The following is a 17,481-nucleotide window of genomic DNA, read 5'->3' on the forward strand; positions in this document are numbered from 1 at the left end:
GTCCCCCAGCCTGTCCGGTTAGGCAGGCTGCGCTGCTGCTTTGAAATTCACCCGCGCCTGGGCCGACTGGGGCAGGCGCGGGTTTTTCGCTGCTCCTGGAGGTTGGGGCAGAACCACTCTGCTGTTCGGCGCTGGCCCAGCAGAACCTTAGACCGCCTTCATCGTGTCAAAATAAACCGTAATGACAGAGCCAGCCCAATCCAGCCAGCCCAGCCAGAACCACCAAGCCATCGTGATCCTCGACTTTGGCAGCCAGTACACCCGACTGATTGCCCGCCGTTTCCGTGAGCTGAATGTCTACTCGGTGATTCTGCCCGGTTCCAGCAGCTTGGAGCGGGTGTTGCAGGAGAATCCCCAGGGCATTGTGCTGTCGGGCGGCCCCAGCTCGGTCTACGACGAAAACGCTCCGCGCCCAGACGAGGGCGTGCTGGACCTGGACGTGCCGATCCTGGGCGTGTGCTACGGCATGCAGTACCTCGCGCAACAGGCGGGCGGCGATGTCAAGCGGGCCGGCAAGCGCGAGTACGGCAAGGCCGACCTGACCGAGTACGGTGGGCAACTCTTTGAGGGCATCGAGGGCGAGTTCGTGGCCTGGATGAGCCACAGCGACTCGGTGACCCAGCTGCCGCAGGGCTACGAGGTGGTCGCCCAGACCGAGGACACTCCCGTGACCGCCATCGAAAACAAAGTCACCCGGCGCTACGGCGTGCAGTTTCACCCCGAAGTGGTGCACACCCCCAAGGGTGGACAGCTGCTGACCAATTTCCTGACCATCTGCGGCATTACGCGTGACTGGACTGCCGAACACATCGTGGATGAACTGATAGCTGGTGTGCGCGAGCAGGTGGGCGAAGAGGGCCGCGTGCTGCTGGGCATCAGCGGGGGCGTGGATTCCTCCACCCTGGCGCTGCTGCTCGCGCGTGCAGTGGGCGACCGCCTGACCGCTGTGTTCGTGGACCACGGCCTGCTGCGCCTGAACGAGCGCGCGCAGGTCGAGACCGCCCTGCGCGGCGCCGGCGTGAACATCGTGACGGTGGACGCCCGCGAGGAGTTCATGCGCCACCTCGAAGGCGTCAGTGACCCCGAGCAGAAGCGCAAGATCATCGGGCGCGAGTTCATCCGGGTGTTCGACCGCGCCGCCGAGGCGCAGGGGCTCTTCGACTTCCTGGCACAGGGCACGCTGTATCCCGACGTCATCGAGTCGGCGGGTGGCGAGGGCGCGGCCAACATCAAGAGTCACCACAACGTGGGCGGCCTGCCCGAAGACCTGGGCTTCCAGCTGGTGGAGCCTTTCCGCACGCTGTTTAAGGACGAGGTGCGCGAAATCGCTGCGCTGCTGGGCCTGCCCGACGACATCCGGATGCGCCACCCGTTTCCCGGCCCTGGCCTTGCAATCCGCTGCCTGGGCGCGGTCACCGAAGACAAGCTGGACATCCTACGCCGGGTAGACGACGTCTTTATCAGCGGCCTACGTGAACATGGCCTGTACGACGACTGTTCACAGGCGCTGGCGGTACTGACCCCGATTCAGTCGGTCGGTGTAATGGGCGACGAGCGCACCTATTCCTACACTGTGGCCCTGCGCGCCGTGACCACCGGCGACTTTATGACTGCCGAGTGGGCGCGCCTGCCCTACGACTTCCTGGCGACCATGAGCAACCGCATCGTGAACCAGGTTCACGAGGTAAACCGCGTGGTATACGACATCACCGGGAAGCCACCCGCCACGATTGAGTGGGAGTAATTTGAAAGGGCCGTCAGGCCCGAGCGTCTAGCGAGTATCAGCCGAGGGCCGCCCCGAGGCTGCTGCCCGCCGAATCAGATGGGAGTAAACCTGTCGGGCGCGTCAGCGCCGACTGGCATAGCTCCGCAGGAGAGGGCCGCCCCCGGCTGTTTTCGCGTCTGGCAGCTCCGTCCTCCATCTCAGTACTCTGGTTGTTCACCCCGTCAGGAGGGACCATGCTGCATATCCATGAGTTGCGGGCTCCAGGTGGCCGAAGCCTGCGGGTGTACGACACGGCTCCGAGTGGAGGACGGTCAGGCACGGTGGTCTGGCATCACGGCACCCCCAATCTCGGGCCACCGCCAGAACCGTTACTGGAGCGTTCAGCCGAGCTGGGCCTGCGCTGGATCGGGTATGACCGTGCTGGCTACGGCGGCAGCGAGCGTTTGCCAGGGCGGGACATCGCTCAGGCGGCCCGCGACGTGGCCTGGATCGCCGAGAAGCTGGACATTTCCAACCTTGCGGTGATGGGTCATTCGGGAGGTGGACCGCATGCGCTGGCCTGCGCCGCCCTGCTGCCTCAGATCAGGGCGGCCGTGAGCATTTCCGGTCTGCTCCTTACGGTAGAGCGGGGTTGGACTACTTCGCTGGAATGTACCCCGGTGGCCGCGCCGAGTTGGAGGCAGCCACGCAGGAGGAAACCGCCCTGGCCGGGGTTCTAGAGTCCGGCGCGTATGACCCGGAGATGTTCACGCCCGCCGACCATGCCGCGCTGGCAAGCTCCTGGAGCTGGTTTCACTGCGTGGCAGGCCCGGCACTGGAACATGGGCCAGGCGGCATGATTGATGACGACCTGGCCTACGTGTCGCCCTGGGGCTTTGCGCCGGAACAGATTCAGCAGCCGGTATTGCTGCTGCATGGTGAAGATGACCGCATCGTGCCCGTAGCTCACGCCGAATGGCTGCGGCGCATCCCACAGGCCGAGCTGCGCTGCGTGCCGGGCGGCCACCTCTCGGTGATGATCCATGCGGCAGAGGCGCTGGACTGGCTGTATGGGCATCTCAGCGCCCAGTACGCCCGGAACTGAGGCGGGCGCTGACCCTTCATCTGCCCTCCCGCCGCGCTGCCCCGCTATGATGCTGGGGATGACCGACGGCCCCGACTCCCGCCTGCCCGAGCTGAGCGCCAAGTACGGCCCACTGACGGGCATGGGCGTGGGCATGCAGAGCCGCGTCTACGCCACACACGACGGCCAGGCGGTGATCAAGGTGTACCGCAGCGGCGTAGGCAAAGCCGAGCGCGAGGCGGCCAACCTCCGCCAGGCGGGCCTGGGCGATTGGGTGCTGGATACCCTGCAGGCCGACGGCAGCGAGGCGCTGGTCATGCGGCGTTTTGCCGGCGAGCGGGTGACAGCCCGGACCTTGCCGCAGGCGCTGCCTCAGCTGAAGGTTCAGCTGGACCGTCTCCATGCTCACCAGCAAGGGGAGGTAGACCCCCGCCGGGTGGCCGACCGCCTGCGCCGCTTCCGCCGGGTACTGGCCTCGCAGCATCTGGATGACCTGTTCGCAGCTGTGGAGCAGCCGCTACAAGCCGGCGAGTTCCACCAACCGGCGGCGTTTTGCCATCTGGACCTATGGCAGGACAATGTGCTGATCGCGCCGGGCGGTGAAGTCCTCTTGATCGACTGGACCAATGCAGGCTGGGATGATCCGCTGCGCGACCTGGCGCTGCTCAAGACGGGCACGCTGGATCTGCTGGGTGCCGATGCCAGCCTGGAAGCGGCGCTGGATCTGTTGCCAGACCGCGAGCCTGGCACGTTGCGGCGGCTGCGTGGTTATCTCGCACTGACCTATCTGCACGACCTCTACTGGCTGATGATGAATGAGCCGTACGACTTCGCTGCCGAACGGTCTAAAAAAGTTCCCCGCGCCCGTCATGTGCTGGCTACTTTGCCACCGAATGGGCGGCTGTAACACACATCTTGGACTCCGTCTATTTGTCAGGTGGGCGCCAGACTGGTCCCACTTCAGACCCACGGACACGTTGATCCGACCACTGCTCTGTTAAACTGCGCGGATGCAACTGCTGTTCGCTCTCCAGGTGCTGCTGACTGCCCTGCTGGGCACGGCGCTGCTGCTGACCGCGCTGGAAAACGGCGGTACGCTGACGGTGCCCTGGCCTTTTTCACCGGAGGTCACGGTGGTCTCTCAGACCCAGGGGCTGCTGGGATTTGTCGCTCTGGGTGCGCTCTGGAGTGCCGTGCTGCTGCTCCCCGCCTTGCTGATCCTCAATGTGCAGCGCCTCCGGGCCGAACGCCTCTTGGCCGAGCGTGAGCGGCACTTGCAAGCACTGCTGCGGGCTCAGCACCAGCAACTTAAGCCTGCAGAACAGTTGGAGGAGTGTGCTTGACCGCGCAACCTGACTGGCCGTCCAGTGCTCAGGCCATTTCAGCTCGTTGGCAGCTGGCCCGTCCTGCATCGTTACCGGCGCTGCAGGCAGTGATGCAGGAATTCGGGCTGTCGGCCCCTGCGGCCCAGTGGGTATATGGGCGTGGCCTGCGCCCTACGGTGCTGACCCCGGAGCACCGACTGACGCCCAATCCCCGTCTGCGTGAAGCCGCCAGTCATCTGGTGGCCGCGCTGCAAGCCAAGAAGCGTATCCGCATTCACGGCGACTACGATGCCGACGGAGTGACGGCCACGGCAGTCTTGGTTCTGGGACTGCGCGCCCTGGGTGCTGACGTTCACGGATTTATTCCCCACCGTTTGGAGGAGGGCTACGGCATCCACCCCTCCAAGTTGGACGAGCATGCTGAGAGCTGTGACCTGCTGGTCACGGTGGACTGCGGCGTCTCCAACCATGATGAGGTGGCGGGGCTGATTGCGCGTGGGCTGGAAGTCATCGTCACCGATCACCATGCCCCCCCACCGACTTTTCCCGACTGCCTGGTGGTCCATCCTGAAGGCACCGACGGCTATGACACTGCCCAGCACAATCTGACTGGGGCGGGTGTGGCCTATCACCTGCTGTGGGCTGTGCATGAGGCGCTGGGCCTACCGGAGCCGGAGCCGCTGAGCGCACTGGCCACTTTGGGGACCATTGCCGACGTGGCACCACTGATCGGCGAGAACCGGGCGCTGATACAACTGGGCCTGTCGCAGCTGGTGGGCACTGAGCTGGTTGGCTTGCGCGCCCTGATGGACAGCACTGGCCTGCGAAACCCCTCGGCGCGGGATGTGGCCTTCGTGCTGGCTCCGCGTATCAATGCTGCCGGGCGGATGGGGGAGGCGGACCGTGCTCTGGAGCTGCTGACCGCCACCAGCCCGCAGCAGGCCGCCACGCTGGCACAGTACCTGGAGGTCCGCAATGTGGAGCGCCGCGAGCTGCAAGACCGGATGTATGCCGAGGCCTTGATGCTGGTGGACCCTACCGAAAAGGCACTGGTGGTCACGCACGAGGACTGGCATCCCGGTGTCATGGGTATCGTGGCCAGCAAGTTGCTGGAGCAGTTTTACCGCCCGGTCTACATCGTGGCCCAGGGCAAAGGGTCGGTGCGCTCGACCCCCGGCATCAGCGCGGTAGGAGGGCTGCGCTACAGCCATGACCTGCTGCTGCGCTACGGCGGCCACCCCGGTGCGGCGGGCTTTTCGCTGGACGCAGGCAACCTGCCAAAGTTGCGGGACCGCTTGCAGGACTACGCCGCGCAGTTCCCGCCGCCTGTGCCGCAGCTGACGCTGGACGCCCCGCTGCCATCCTCGCTGGCTACGCTGGACCTCTGGCAGGAATTGCAAGCCTTCGAACCCTACGGCGAGGGGTTGCAGCCGCCGCTGTGGCATCTGCGCTCGCCGCTGACTGCAACCAAACTGGTGGGCCGGAACAAGGACTGCTTGCAGTTTCAGGCGGCAGGCCTGCGCGGGATCAAGTTCCGCGAGAGCCGGGACCGCCCCGGCACGCATGACCTGGCGGTGCGCTTAAGGCGTTCGGACTTCCGGGGCCGCGCCAGCGCCGAGTGGGAAGCCGAGGATCTGCGGCCTCCAGGGGCGCTGGGCTTGGAGGCCGGCGGAGCTGCGGCGGGCGGACCGCAGCGCCTGGCCATTCGCAGGCAGCCGGGTACAGTCCTGGCACGCCTGGGGGCCGCTGACGTTTCAGCCTCGCAGGTGGCTGTCTACGCCGGCGAAGATCTGCGGGCCTCGCTGAGCGCCAAACTGCCTGGTCTGCACTGCCTGACCCCGGAGGCTCCGGCCCCGGCAGGTCCACTGGTGCTGTTTGACCTGCCGCCCCACGACGCCCTGCACCGCTGGCTGTCGGCGGCGACGCTCACGGCCACCTTTGCCTGGGGGCCGCAGACCCTGGCCGCGCTGGACGCCGCGCCTCCGACTGCCGAAGGGTATCACCGCTTTCAGTGGGCGCACGCTTACCTGACCCTGGATGACGCGGGCTGGGATGGGGCGGTGCGGGCGTTGGCGGGGCTGGACACGGCTCCGGCTTAAACTTCGCTGCTTTCGCCGCTCAGCTCGGCCTGGGCGCGGGTCAGCACTGGGCTGTCTTCGGGCGACTGTCCGCCCAGTTCGGCCAGGTGCAGGGCAGTCCAGGCCCCCAGATACCACAGCGCCAGCCCCGGCGCGTAGGGGGTATCGGTGCTGTACTCCGCAAAAGGCAGGTGAATCACCTCATCTACCCGGCTTTCCATGACTTCGCGGGCCAGGTCCAGGCGCGGGGTCAGGTCGCCCAGGATCAGGCCCACTTTGGCGTCACCCTGCTCGTGGCGGGCCTCGAACATACCGCTCAGGACCGGCAGCGGGTCGCCCAGCACCGGGACAGCGTAGCTTTTGCCCACGCGGGCCAGCAGGTGTTGCCAGGCCAGCACCAGCGCTTCACTGCCTTCGTCGGCCAGCAGCAGCGGCGTGCGGCCGTGCAGCCGCCAGGCCAGCTCGCGGGCGGGATTGGTTTCGGGGTCGTCACCTACGCAGCGCTCGGCCAGCGCAGCCAGCAGGCGGTCGGCTTCTTCTGCTTCGGCAGCGTTGCCTGTCGCGTAGGCCAAGTACTGCGCCCCGTGATAGGTGGCCGTAACTCCTGCGGGAATCAGCGTATTGATGTGTTCGGCGTCGCCGCCTGTGGCCACCCACCGGACCTGGGCACCCGCCGCCTCGGCCAGTGCGGTGTACTCCAGTGCCAAGGCGCTGCTGTCGGGGCTGCCTAGGACGAACTGCGTGCCTGACGCTGCAAAGCTGGCCGGAATCAGCGGCCCGGCCAGGGCCGCTGCCAGCACGGTGTCACCGGTGCCTACCACGCCATAAGGTGACGGCTGGATCTGCTGGGGACCGTTGTAAGAGTGGGGAAGGGCAAGCAGCAAAGAAGCGAGGCTCATGCCAGGGATGTTAGCGGCTGTGGGCTGCGGCGTCTGTGCGGTGGGATGGGCTGAAGGGCGCATGGTGGGTGCGGTCGGCTGGCCCCCGCCCTTTGCCTGCACTTGTCGGAAAGCTCATAAATGAGCGTGATACAATCGCCCGCGTGCCGGAGAGCTGCGTGATTTTGCCGTGTGGGAGCGTTAACCCACACCCAACGAAAAAACACCACCCTGCGGGGTGGCGTCCTTTTGTTTGTCCTGCAGTTTGTGGTGTACCCGATTGGATTCGAACCAACGACCTTTAGCTCCGGAGGCTAACGCTCTATCCAGCTGAGCTACGGGTACGCAGCGGAAACTTCAGTACCCTATCACGCCCCCAAGGAGGACTTCAAGTGAATAAAAAACCCATTGTCAATGCCATCCTGATCGTACTTTCGCTTCTGATGGTCGGTACCATGGCCCTGCAATTTGCCCCCGGCGGAACCCAGACCATCACCCAGATGGTGCAGGGCGAGCAGGGCACGCCCGCCATCAAAGTGAACGGCCAGACCATCACCGCTGAGGAACTGCGCGAAATCCAGACCAACAACCCCTCGCCGTTCGCAGGACAGGGCCCGGCCCTGGATGACGACTTCCGCACCCTGCTGATCTCGCAGGTGATCCGTCAGGAGCTGATGACCCAGGCCGCCAGTGACATTGACGTGACCCGCGCCGATGTAGACGCGGAAGTGACCGAAGTGCGCGAGTCCCAGGGCCTGACCGACGACGCGGCCTGGACTGACGCGCTGCAGCGGGTGGGCCTGAGCGACTCGGAATACCGCAAGCAGGTCCGTGACGGTCTGGCCATTCAGCGCAAGACCGAGCAGATCGAAGCGGAGACGCCCGAAGCCACCGCCGAAGAAATGCAGATGTACTACGACCTGAACCCCACCCTGTTCCAGACCCAGGGCCGTTTCAAAGGCCGTCAGCTGGTTGTAGACGATGAGGAAAAGGCGGCTGCGCTGCTGGCCCAGGCCCGTGAAGGTGCCAACTTCGAGGAACTGGCCCGTGAAAACAGCCTGGTCGGAGCTGAAAATGGCGGCGCCCTGGGGGCTTTGGATGAGCGCGGTGCCCTGCAAGCGGTCGAGTCGCTGGTGCTGCCTGACGAGGTCGCCGGCGCAGTGGACTCGCTGCCCGCTCCCGGATTGACCGAGGTGATTCCTTCGGGCGGCCAGTTCTACATCGTGCAGGTCGAAGAACTGCTGCCCGCCGAGACCAAGCCCTACGCTGAAGTTCAGGCTGAAGTCAAAGAAGCGCTGGAAGAAAGCAAAAAGCGCGGCGCGGTCGAGCGGTTTATGGATGAGCAAATGGCGGGCGCCAAGATTGAAGTGGTGGACCAAGAGTGGGCCTACACGGATCCCACTGTGGCGGAAGTGGGTGGCCGCAGCGTGCCTTACTCCGAAGTGGTCGGCCGGGTCATGCAAAACCAGCAGCTGATGATGATGATGCAGAGCATGGACCCCGCCCAGGTCGGTGAGATGATCAACACCATGCTTAAGCCGTCGGTGGTGCAGCAGCTGATTCAGGAATACGCTGCGCCTAGCATCGTCGAAAAAGAAGGCATTCCCGTGGTGGGTACCCGCCAGGATCTGGTCAGTGGCCTGATCGCTTACGGTGGCCGCGACGTGGAAGTGACCGACGAGGAACTGCGCGCTGCTTATGACGAGCGCCAGGACCAGTTTGCGACTCCGGCCAGTGCCGTGGTCAGTGAGGCCACCTTCCCCACCCGCGAAGAGGCACTGGCCTTCCGTCAGGACTGGCAGGGTGGCGACTTTACCCCAGCCGCCACCAAGGCAGGCGCCATCGTGTCCGAGCGTGGTCAAATTGGCCCCGATACGGACGTGCTGGAACCATCGGTGCTGCAGGCCATCTTTGAAGGTGACCTGCGTGATGTGGACGATGTCAGCCTGAGCAACATCGTCGAAGCGTCGGACGGCTGGAAAGTGGTGGCCGTGACCGAGCTGCAACCCGGCGAAGTTCTGCCTTTCGAAGAAGTCCGCGCTGGCCTGGAGAGCAGCCTGTTCAACGAGAAGCAGGCCTCCAAGGGTGAGGAGTTCGTGACCGCGCAAGTGGCTGCGCTGAAGCCGGTGGACCACCTGGCCGACGTGCTGGCAGCCCAGCGCGAGCGGGTCGGAGCCGACGAAGCCGCCCCGGCAGAAGGCGCTCCCCCAGCTGATGGAGCTGCCGCGCCCACCACGGATGAAGGAGCCTCCGAGGGTGAAGCTGCCCCAGCCGAGGCTGTCCCCGCCGAGGGAACCGAAGGCGCAGCTGAGAGTGCCGAGCCAGCCACAGCTACCGAGTAACCCAGTTCATCACTTCACTGCTCACTTGGCAAATGTCCAAGTGGGCAGTGTTTTTTGCGGATTGTCGCTAGAGATCATCCGGCACATGGGTGTGAGGACCAAGCCAGGTTGTGTCTCCCCGCCCTCCTGCGGAGCTGTGCCCGTCTGCTCGTCTACGATCCGCGCAGGTACGCTCACCTCCGCGATTTTCCGAGGCAGCCCCTAGAGTGGGTGGGCAGCCGGCTGGGAGTTTGGCCGGACTACCCCTGAGGTGGCTCAGCCGGGGTGATCAGTTCAATGCGAATTTCGCCGAAGGGTTCACTCTGTTCGGCCTGGAGTTCGCCGGTCTTGAGGCCTTCAAGCAGCGCGGCAAAGTAGGTGGTTCGTTCGCCCCAGTCCTGGGCCGTGATGCCTCCGAAAGTGAAGTGCCGCAGCCGTTTGCCAAAGGCCACCAGGGCATTCAGGGCCCCACGCAGGCTGAGACGTTCCCGCGCCAGCAGCGGAACATCTACCTCGCGCACAGCGGCGCGGGCGGCTTCCAGCAGGCGGCTGAGGTTCTGCCCCTGGCGGCGGGGTCGCTGCTGCCGGGGCAGGTCCAGACCGGGCCGCGGCACTGGGGCTGGAATCAGCCCTTGCCGGGCCGCCCGCCGCCCACTGAGAAATTGCACCGCCTGTTCCAACTCGGCTAGGGCTTCTAAGCCGCTGGTCATTTCGTCCCAGTCCGCCTGAAGGTCATCCTCCGGAGCGGGGTCGTTGCTCTGGGGCGTGGGCAGCAGCAACCTGGTCTTGAGGGCAATCACGGCGGCCAGAGGCGGCAGCAGTTCAGCGGGAGGGCCGCTGACCTCGCCCTGAATCCAGCCTGGCCCAGACTGCAGCTGGTTCAGCACCGCCTGGGTCAGTGCCAGCAGCGGCACCTCGCCCGGAATCAGCTCGCCAGCGCGCAGGGCTGCCGCCAGATCGGCCAGGCTGCCCTGGAAGGTCTTTCCGTCCCGTTCCAGACGTAACACAAGCCCCCCGCCTTCGGTGAGGCTGGGAGGCAGCAGGGTCAGGGCCGGGGTCATCGCCCGGCATGATAGCGCCGGAACTTCTTAGTCCCGTTGCACCGCGCTGAGGAGTTCGCGCAGGACCCCCAGGCTTTTGGCGCGGTTTGCCGTTTCGGCTGTCACGGTGTCTCCCGCTTCCAGGACCACTTCGCCGCCGGGACCACGTACCGTGCGGGAGACGGGCCGTCCATAAGCAGAGGCCACGATCTGGGCGATGGCCTGCTCGAAACTCTCGCTGCTGGGGCTGGCAACGGGGGCTGAAGGCTGAGGCTCTGGCACTTCCGCTGGTACGTGGTCCATCACTTCAGCAGGCGTGGGAGTTGACTGGGTTGTCTGCTGCGAGACACTATCCAGAATCAGCTCGGAGCCACTGCTTTCAGCGGCGGGCCCCAGATTGAGGTCCAGATCCAGCTCCAGAGTGGCCCAGTCGGTGGCCGCGTCATGCGGTGGAGCCTGCTCTCGCGCCTGGAGGGGATCGGCGGCAGGGGTGGGCTCTTCCTCAGATACCGGCCCGTTCAACTCTGGGCGCAGCTCATCATTTTCCATTCCTTCCTTGCTCAGTGTCGGTTGCGGTTCCCGGAAGACGACCTGTTCATCACCGGCCACCTCCACAGCTTCCATGACTTTCAGGGCGGGTTCAGGCTGAGCTTCAGGCGCCAAGGGAGTGACGCCCACTGCTGCATCGGCGGGGCTGAGAGTGGTAGCAGGACCAGTGGTATCGGTGACCGGCTCACGCAGTACACTGGCTGCCGCCAGCGGAGCGCCACGCTGTTCATGGACCTGAATCAGCTCGCGCTCTTCACTCCCGTGCAGGAACTCTTCTTTGCGCTCATCCAGCCAGCGCTTGGCCTTTTCCAAAAAGCCCGGCTCGTGCTTGGAATCTTCGCTTATACGGACCACTTGTTCATCACGTACCCGAATGGTGCGTTCGGAAATCCATTCCTGTACGGTTTCGTCGTCCTGCATGGGCGCACCCTGGATGATTTCCGGCTCAGGGTGGATGACCTTCAGCCGGCCTTCCTGATCTGCCACGCGCACTTCAGCCGGCTCTGAAACGGGCCCGGTGAGGGCCTGATCAGTGCTCGTTTCAATTCCTGGCTCGCTCTGGTTTTCCGCTTCGGACTGCAAGGGAAGAGTGGTCAGGCGGCCTTTCTGGTCGGTGACTTCTGCTGGTTCGGGGACTGGGTGGTGGGGAGCAGTCAGGTCTGGCTGGCTGTCCCAGTCTGCCTCGCCGTCTGGGCTGAGCGAAGTGTTGGCCAGGATCATCAGCCGTCCGGAGCGCTCGGCCCGCTCGGCCTGCTCCTCAGTGATCGGCTGGCCTTTCACGGCGATCTCGGTGCCGTCCGGCAGCGCAATGTTGGCCCCGGCCACGCGGCCTATCACATACTCGCGTTGCCGCTGGGCTGTCAATTCGGCCACGGCGTCACGGGCGACATCTTCCGGTGGCTGGCGGTGGCTGCTTCCTTCCTGCGGCGTCCGGTGTCCACGCTGACTGCGGATGTCTTGTGCCACGCTCACCGGTACGATGGCCACATCCTTGCCGATCTGGACGCTTTCGGGTGCGGGCACGAAGGCGCGGCCCTCGGCCATGTCGGCGAAGATGCCCCCGGTGACCTCATAGCCCTCGACCCGGCCCGAATACTCGTCAAATACGACATCCCCGATCTTGCCCAGGTCCTCGCCCTCGGTGGTCATCAGGGTCATGCCGACCAGGTTGGTGCCCACCGCCATCAGTTCGCGCATCCGGGTCTGCTCCTCATCGGTGCCCGCGTCTTGGCCGCTTGTGAGCATCACAGCGTCTTCACCGATGGAGTAGACCGCCGAAAAAGGGATGACCTTGTCCTTGCGCCGCAGCCAGCTGCCGCCCTCAGTGACGACGATGCCCAGGACCATGTTGGCCCCGTGGTCAAAGATGATGTCGCGTACGCTGTCCAGCCGCTCGCCGGTGTTCAGGTCAATGACGTGACGTCCCAGCAGTTCCTTGCCCTTGATCATGCTTCTTACTCCTCTTCCGCCCAGCGCCGTGACCCGCCGGGAAAGGAGGGTGGCCTGGTCTAGGCAGCTGTTCTGGCCTTGTGCGGCACACCTAAAGTGGCCATCACAGCTTACTGTAGGCAACTGAAATGTAAGCCCAGCCTAGTCAGGGCCAGGGGGGCAAATGTGTGGAAAGTCCTGAAGCAAACTTGGGGTTCTGGGGGCAGCGGCTCAGGGCTGGGTCCACCGACATAGAAAGCGCTCTGTGCCGGGATAGCGCTCGCCCAGTGAGGTGATGGCAAAGCCGCAGGCACGGTAAAAGTCCACCGCCTGAGCGTCCGTTTCGGCGGACAGGTCGGTCCAGCCCTGGGCTGCCGCCAGAGCCAAGAGCTGCCGACCCATGCCGCGCCGCTGAGTGCCCGGCTGCACGGCCATGTGTGTGATCTCGGCTTGCCCAGGTGAGAGGGGGCGCAGCCCGATCAGGCCCAGCAGTCCAGCTTCATCTTCTAGGCCCCACAGTGCCCAGTCTTCTGAGGCGTAGCGCTGGCAGACCTGTTCTAGCCGCTGTGGATCAGGGTAGGCGGCCAGACCCAGCAGCGAGACTGTGACCGGATCGCGGGCGTCCAGGCGGGGGCGCAGATTGAGGGTATGCAGGGTCATGGTTCAGTTCCGGAAAATAACTTCTTCGCGCCCGAAGGAACGCAGTGCTACGGCCCCCAGCACCGCCGTCAGCAGCAGGTTGGCCCCCAGTGACAGCCACAGCTGCGGCCATTGCAGCGTTCCGGTCACGGCGTCCATCACGCTCAACATGGACCCGAACAGCGGCACTCCATAAAAGGCCGTGTCAAAGCCGTCGCTGAACTGTAAGAACAGCGCTGGAACCACGATCAAGAGCGACAGTGGCGTGACGTAGGTTTGGGCTTCCTTGTAGGAGCGGGCGTAGATGCTCAGGGCGATCAGCACGGCACTGATCAGCAGCGCCGCTCCCAGCGCACTCAGGGCCAGTCCCAGCACGCTGCCGCCGCCCAGGGTCAGCTGTCCGCCAAAGGCCTGACTGATTTCGGCGTCCATACCGCCACTGACCAGCACCAGTCCGGCAATCAGGCCGGTGCCCAGCAAGCCCAGCACGCTGGCCGCGGCGGCAGCCAGGGCGGTGATGGTGGTCGCCAGCAGCTTGCCTGCCACCACTTCGCTGCGGGCAACTGGACTGACCAGCAGGCTTTCCAGGGTGCCACGTTCCTTTTCTCCAGCGGTACTGTCCAGCGCCGTGGCCATGGCCCCGGAGAGGATGAAGTTCATCATCAGCAGCGGAATGAGGAAGGCCAGCTGCCCGCTGCCCGCCTCCTGCGCGGTGGCGGCCTCCTGCGGGTCCAGCGTGATCGGCGAGAGGTCTGCTTCGCTCAACCCGGCGGCTTCCAGTCTCCGGGCGGCCAGGGCCTGGTTGTATTCGTCCACTGCGCTTTCGACCTTGCCCAGCGCCCCGGTCTGGGCCGCCAGCGAGTTCAGTTTGGCGTAGACCTCCAGGCGGGCTGGAGTCGCCGTCTCGCCGGATGCGGCGTCCGGGAGTGGCTCCACGACACGGATGACGGCGTCTACCTGCTCTGACTGCACAGCGCTGCGGGCGGCCTCGGGCGTTTGATAGTTCAGAGGAACCAGATCCACTCCTGTGCCGTCCGTCACCGATGTGCCGCCATCTTCCAGCTGCCGCTCCAATGCGGGCGGCAGCGTGCCGATCACCCCGACCTGCTGGCGTTCCTGCACCTGTCCACCGATAAACTCACTCATCAGCAGCGGTAGGCCCAGCATCAGCAGCGGAATCAGGACCAGTGGAATCAGGAGGGTACCCAGCAGGGTGCGGGTATCACGCAGGGTCGAGAGCAGGTCACGTACTGCCACCCGCCGAATCATCTCAGGGCGCATAAGCTGCTCCCGTCGCCGCTTCCTGGGACAGACCGGACTGCCGCACCAACTCGAAAAAGGCGGCTTCCAGCCCACGTGTGCCGGTGCAGTCCAGCAATTCCGCTTGGCTGCCCTCGGCCAGCAGGCGGCCCTGATGCAAGATGGCGAGGCGGTCACACACTTCTTCGGCCTCGGACATGACGTGGGTGGAGTACACCGTCAGTCGGCCGGGCCTGCGGGCCGCCGCCACCCAGTCCAGCAGGGTACGCCGCGCGAAGATGTCCAGGCCGCTGGCCGCCTCGTCCAGAATCAGTACGGCGGGGTCCTGAATGACGGCGCGGGCGATCACGACCTTTTGGCGCATGCCGGTGGAATACTCGCCGGCGCGGACATCCAGCACCCGGCCCAGTTCCAGGGCGTGGTCCAGCTCCGCGATGCGGGCCTCGGTCTGTGCGGAGGCCATGCCATAGAACCCAGCGAAGGAGCGCAGGATTTCACGGCCCGTCAGCCGGGCAGGCAGGCCCATGCCACCGTTGACCACCCCGATAATCTGCCGTACCTCGCGGGGCTGCTCGTTCACGTCCCGCCCCGCCACCACGGCACGGCCACTGGTGGGACGCAGCAGCGTGGCCAGAATCCTCAGCAGGGTGGTCTTTCCAGCGCCGTTGGGACCGAGCAGGCCGAAGACCTGTCCGCCCTGGGCCTGCAAGCTCACGTCCTGCAAAGCCGCAAAGTCGCCGTAGCGCTTGCTAAGCTGCTGAATATCCAGCAGGGGAGGGTCAGAAGCCGTCATATGTTCCACTTTAACGGTTGCGTCAAAGGTGGATGGACCAAGCTCCAGGACAGTCCCTGAATCTTCGCTCAACGCACAGCGGGTAATGCCTGTCACCCCGCCCCCGTAGGCCATGCGGCATACTGTCAGGGTTAGCCGTAGTTATTCTGCGCCGAGTCGCTGCCCCACCGAGGGGCCACAAAGGAGACGCATGTTCAACCCCCCCACCCTGGAAGACCTGCAAGAAACCCGCCGCGCCAACGAAAAGCTGGTGCTTGAAGCACTGGACTCCAAACCCGAATGGGTCGAAACCGAACTGGCCAAAACGACGGGCCTGGCCCTGTCTCACCTGCGGGCGGCGCTGGCCAGCTTGCTGGATCAGGGCCGGGTGCGCCGTTTGCCCGGCACGGGCACCCGCGCTGTGTATGGTCTGGCCGATCCTGGCCTGGCCGATGTTCCCGCCACGCCCCTGACCGAAGACGCTCTGCGTATCCGCGAGTACCTTGAAGGCCGCGCTGACAGTGCGCTGTACATGAGTGACCAGTTGCGCCTGACCCGCGAGGAAATTATGGCGGCGCTTTCGCTGCTGAATGCCCACGGCATGATTACCTGCACCTTTGTGGGCAGCCTGGTGATTTTCCGCCTCAAGGAGCAGCAGCAGGCGCTGGAAGGCGCAGGCGAAGCGGCCCAGGTTGCTGAGCCTGCTGCCAAAACCACGGCCAAGAAATCTACCCGCAAGACTGCCACGAGCAAGGCGGCCAAGCCCGCAGACGATTCGGCCAAGCCAGCAGCCAAGCCGGCCAAGAAGGCCACCGGCAAAGCCGCCAAGGCCAAAGCGGGTGGCGACACGGCCGAAAGTGAAGCTGAAGTGGCTCCCAAGAAAGCCGCAGTGAAGAAGGCCCCAGCCAAGAAAGCTCCTGCAGCCAAAGCGGCCAAGGCTGATGCTGCCGGGGCAACTGCAGAAGAAGCCGAAGCGCCCAAAAAGGCCCCGACCCGCAAACGGGTATCTGTGAAGGCCTGATTTTTTCGGCCATCCGGGTCAGCTGGGGCAGGGCTGCTTTGCCCCAGCTGACCCGGATTTTTGGCAAATGCTTTAGGATGTGGCCATGCCCTATTCATCTGCTCCCGCTGAACTGCTGGTCATGGCTGTTGTTCAAGACGCCGATGTGGCGGGCCTGATCCGGGTCCTGGCCGGCGCAGGGTTAGACGCCACCAAGCTCGCCAGCTCCGGCGGCTTTCTGCGGGAGGGAAACACGACCCTGATGATCGGAGTTCCCCGTGCCCGCCTGGACGAACTTAAGGGGCTGATTGCCAAGTCGTGCCGCACCCGCACCCGCATGATGAGTCCAGCCATTCCGCTGGCCGAGCAGGGCGAAGGCCTGAGCGCCGAGCCGCTGGAGGTTGAGGTGGGCGGCGCCGTGCTGTTCGTGCTGGGCCTGGAGGAGTTCGTCAAAGTCTGATGGGAGCCGTGTGATGGACCTGTCCGTAACTTCAGCTCCCTTGGCACATCCGTTCCGGGCCTACAGTCCGGCGGATTTTCTGTTTCCACTGCCCGAAGGCCACCGTTTTCCGCTGTACAAGTACGCTGGGGTGCGTGAGCAGGTTCAGGAGTTATTGCCGGTCCTGCCCACCCCACAGCTGCGCTGGGCCGATGCTGGCCGGGTGCATGACGCCATGTATCTGCGCCGCTGGCGGCGGGGCGAGGTGACCCGCCGCGAGGAACGTGAGTTCGGGTTGCCCTGGAGCGAAGAAGTGGTGATCCGCGCCATGCGGGCAGCCGGTGGCAGTCTGGCTGCGCTGCATGACGCGCTGGCTCATGGCTGGGGGGCCAACTTGGCCGGTGGAACCCACCACGCCTTCGCGGACCGCGCCGGAGGATTTTGCCTGGTCAACGACGCAGCCATCCTGACCCGGCTGGCGCTGGATGAAGGCCTTGCCCAGCGCCCTGCTGTGCTGGATCTGGATGTGCATCAGGGAGACGGCACCGCTGCGCTGCTGGCAGCCGAGCCGCGGGCGTTTACGCTCAGTATTCATGGTGAGCGCAACTATCCTTTTCGCAAGGAGCGCAGCAGCCTGGATATCGGGCTGGGCGACGGTGTGAGCGATGCGCAATATCTGGAAGTCCTTTCAGAGCAGGCGTTGCCCGCGCTGGACCAGGCCCGCCCCGACCTGCTGCTGTACCTTGCCGGAGCAGACGTGCTGGCTGGGGACCGCTTCGGGCGCTTTGCCCTCACGTTGGACGGCGTGCATGAGCGCAACCGCCGGGTACTGACCTGGGCGCGGGACCGGGGCGTGCCGGTGGTCACCATGATGGCGGGTGGCTACAATCTGGACCACCATCTCACCGTGGCTGCCCATGCCAGCGTCGTGGAGCAGGGCTTAGAAGTGTTTGGCTAACAGCA

At 65.0% G+C, this 17,481-nt stretch carries 15 protein-coding genes, 1 tRNA gene and 1 pseudogene; 10 read left to right on the top strand and 7 right to left on the bottom strand.

Going from position 1 to position 17,481, the window contains the following annotated elements:
* Positions 1–181 precede the first annotated feature (181 nt).
* The 6 genes from guaA to LMT64_RS02975 all read left to right on the top strand — a co-directional run bounded on the left by guaA (position 182) and on the right by LMT64_RS02975 (position 6,213).
* Positions 182–1,744: a glutamine-hydrolyzing GMP synthase gene (gene guaA / locus LMT64_RS02950; RefSeq protein ID WP_229253334.1), complete on the top strand. Its 1,563-nt coding sequence runs from the start codon at positions 182–184 to the stop codon at positions 1,742–1,744.
* Between the two features lie 215 nt (positions 1,745–1,959).
* On the top strand, positions 1,960–2,445 hold the full coding sequence (locus LMT64_RS02955) for an alpha/beta fold hydrolase (protein ID WP_211334193.1): 486 nt from the start codon (positions 1,960–1,962) through the stop codon (positions 2,443–2,445).
* A complete protein-coding gene (locus LMT64_RS02960) occupies positions 2,376–2,810 on the top strand; it encodes an alpha/beta hydrolase (RefSeq protein ID WP_229253335.1) in 435 nt (144 codons plus the stop codon). Before LMT64_RS02955 ends, LMT64_RS02960 begins: the two co-directional genes overlap by 70 nt.
* A gap of 58 nt (positions 2,811–2,868) precedes the next feature.
* A complete protein-coding gene (locus tag LMT64_RS02965; protein ID WP_229253336.1) occupies positions 2,869–3,696 on the top strand; it encodes a phosphotransferase family protein in 828 nt (275 codons plus the stop codon).
* 103 nt (positions 3,697–3,799) lie between these two features.
* Positions 3,800–4,132 (top strand): hypothetical protein, encoded by a 333-nt coding sequence (locus LMT64_RS02970; protein ID WP_126352620.1) that lies wholly within the window; start codon positions 3,800–3,802, stop codon positions 4,130–4,132.
* Positions 4,133–4,224: 92 nt separating this feature from the next.
* Entirely contained in the window at positions 4,225–6,213 is a 1,989-nt protein-coding gene (locus tag LMT64_RS02975) for a single-stranded-DNA-specific exonuclease RecJ (protein ID WP_126352657.1), read from the top strand.
* Here the strand turns inward: LMT64_RS02975 and LMT64_RS02980 are convergent.
* Both LMT64_RS02980 and LMT64_RS02985 read right to left on the bottom strand, forming a co-directional pair.
* Positions 6,210–7,091, bottom strand: a complete 882-nt coding sequence (locus LMT64_RS02980) for an SIS domain-containing protein (RefSeq protein ID WP_126352622.1) — start codon at positions 7,089–7,091, stop codon at positions 6,210–6,212. The two genes, LMT64_RS02975 and LMT64_RS02980, sit on opposite strands and share 4 nt — an antisense overlap.
* Before the next feature lie 247 nt (positions 7,092–7,338).
* A tRNA-Arg gene (locus tag LMT64_RS02985) sits at positions 7,339–7,415 on the bottom strand.
* A 47-nt stretch (positions 7,416–7,462) separates the two neighbouring features.
* Between LMT64_RS02985 and LMT64_RS02990 the strand changes: the two genes are divergently transcribed.
* Positions 7,463–9,412, top strand: a complete 1,950-nt coding sequence (locus tag LMT64_RS02990; RefSeq protein WP_126352624.1) for a peptidylprolyl isomerase — start codon at positions 7,463–7,465, stop codon at positions 9,410–9,412.
* A 239-nt stretch (positions 9,413–9,651) separates the two neighbouring features.
* Here LMT64_RS02990 and LMT64_RS02995 read toward each other — a convergent pair whose 3' ends face one another.
* The 5 genes from LMT64_RS02995 to LMT64_RS03015 all read right to left on the bottom strand — a co-directional run bounded on the left by LMT64_RS02995 (position 9,652) and on the right by LMT64_RS03015 (position 15,079).
* Entirely contained in the window at positions 9,652–10,452 is an 801-nt protein-coding gene (locus LMT64_RS02995; protein ID WP_229253337.1) for a segregation/condensation protein A, read from the bottom strand.
* Positions 10,453–10,479: 27 nt separating this feature from the next.
* The gene (locus tag LMT64_RS03000) at positions 10,480–12,429 is read right to left on the bottom strand and encodes a PRC-barrel domain-containing protein (RefSeq protein WP_126352626.1); all 1,950 of its coding nucleotides are present in this window, start codon (positions 12,427–12,429) and stop codon (positions 10,480–10,482) included.
* Positions 12,430–12,639: 210 nt separating this feature from the next.
* Positions 12,640–13,068, bottom strand: coding sequence for a GNAT family N-acetyltransferase (locus LMT64_RS03005; RefSeq protein WP_126352628.1), 429 nt, complete (start codon positions 13,066–13,068; stop codon positions 12,640–12,642).
* Positions 13,069–13,071: 3 nt separating this feature from the next.
* Complete coding sequence (locus tag LMT64_RS03010) at positions 13,072–14,328, bottom strand: ABC transporter permease (RefSeq protein ID WP_126352630.1); 1,257 nt, start codon at positions 14,326–14,328, stop codon at positions 13,072–13,074.
* Complete coding sequence (locus LMT64_RS03015; protein ID WP_126352659.1) at positions 14,318–15,079, bottom strand: ABC transporter ATP-binding protein; 762 nt, start codon at positions 15,077–15,079, stop codon at positions 14,318–14,320. The genes LMT64_RS03010 and LMT64_RS03015 overlap by 11 nt, the downstream gene beginning before the upstream one ends.
* 211 nt (positions 15,080–15,290) lie before the next feature.
* Here LMT64_RS03015 and LMT64_RS14220 point away from each other — a divergent pair.
* The 3 genes and pseudogenes from LMT64_RS14220 to LMT64_RS03030 form a co-directional block, all read left to right on the top strand.
* Positions 15,291–15,776, top strand: a pseudogene (locus LMT64_RS14220) (transcriptional regulator); the annotation flags it as partial.
* Positions 15,777–16,185: 409 nt separating this feature from the next.
* Entirely contained in the window at positions 16,186–16,539 is a 354-nt protein-coding gene (locus LMT64_RS03025; RefSeq protein WP_126352632.1) for a cyclic-di-AMP receptor, read from the top strand.
* 13 nt (positions 16,540–16,552) lie between these two features.
* Positions 16,553–17,476: a histone deacetylase family protein gene (locus LMT64_RS03030; protein WP_170166024.1), complete on the top strand. Its 924-nt coding sequence runs from the start codon at positions 16,553–16,555 to the stop codon at positions 17,474–17,476.
* Positions 17,477–17,481 lie beyond the last annotated feature (5 nt).

It is taken from the genome of Deinococcus radiophilus (assembly GCF_020889625.1).
GTDB classification, from domain to species: domain Bacteria; phylum Deinococcota; class Deinococci; order Deinococcales; family Deinococcaceae; genus Deinococcus; species Deinococcus radiophilus.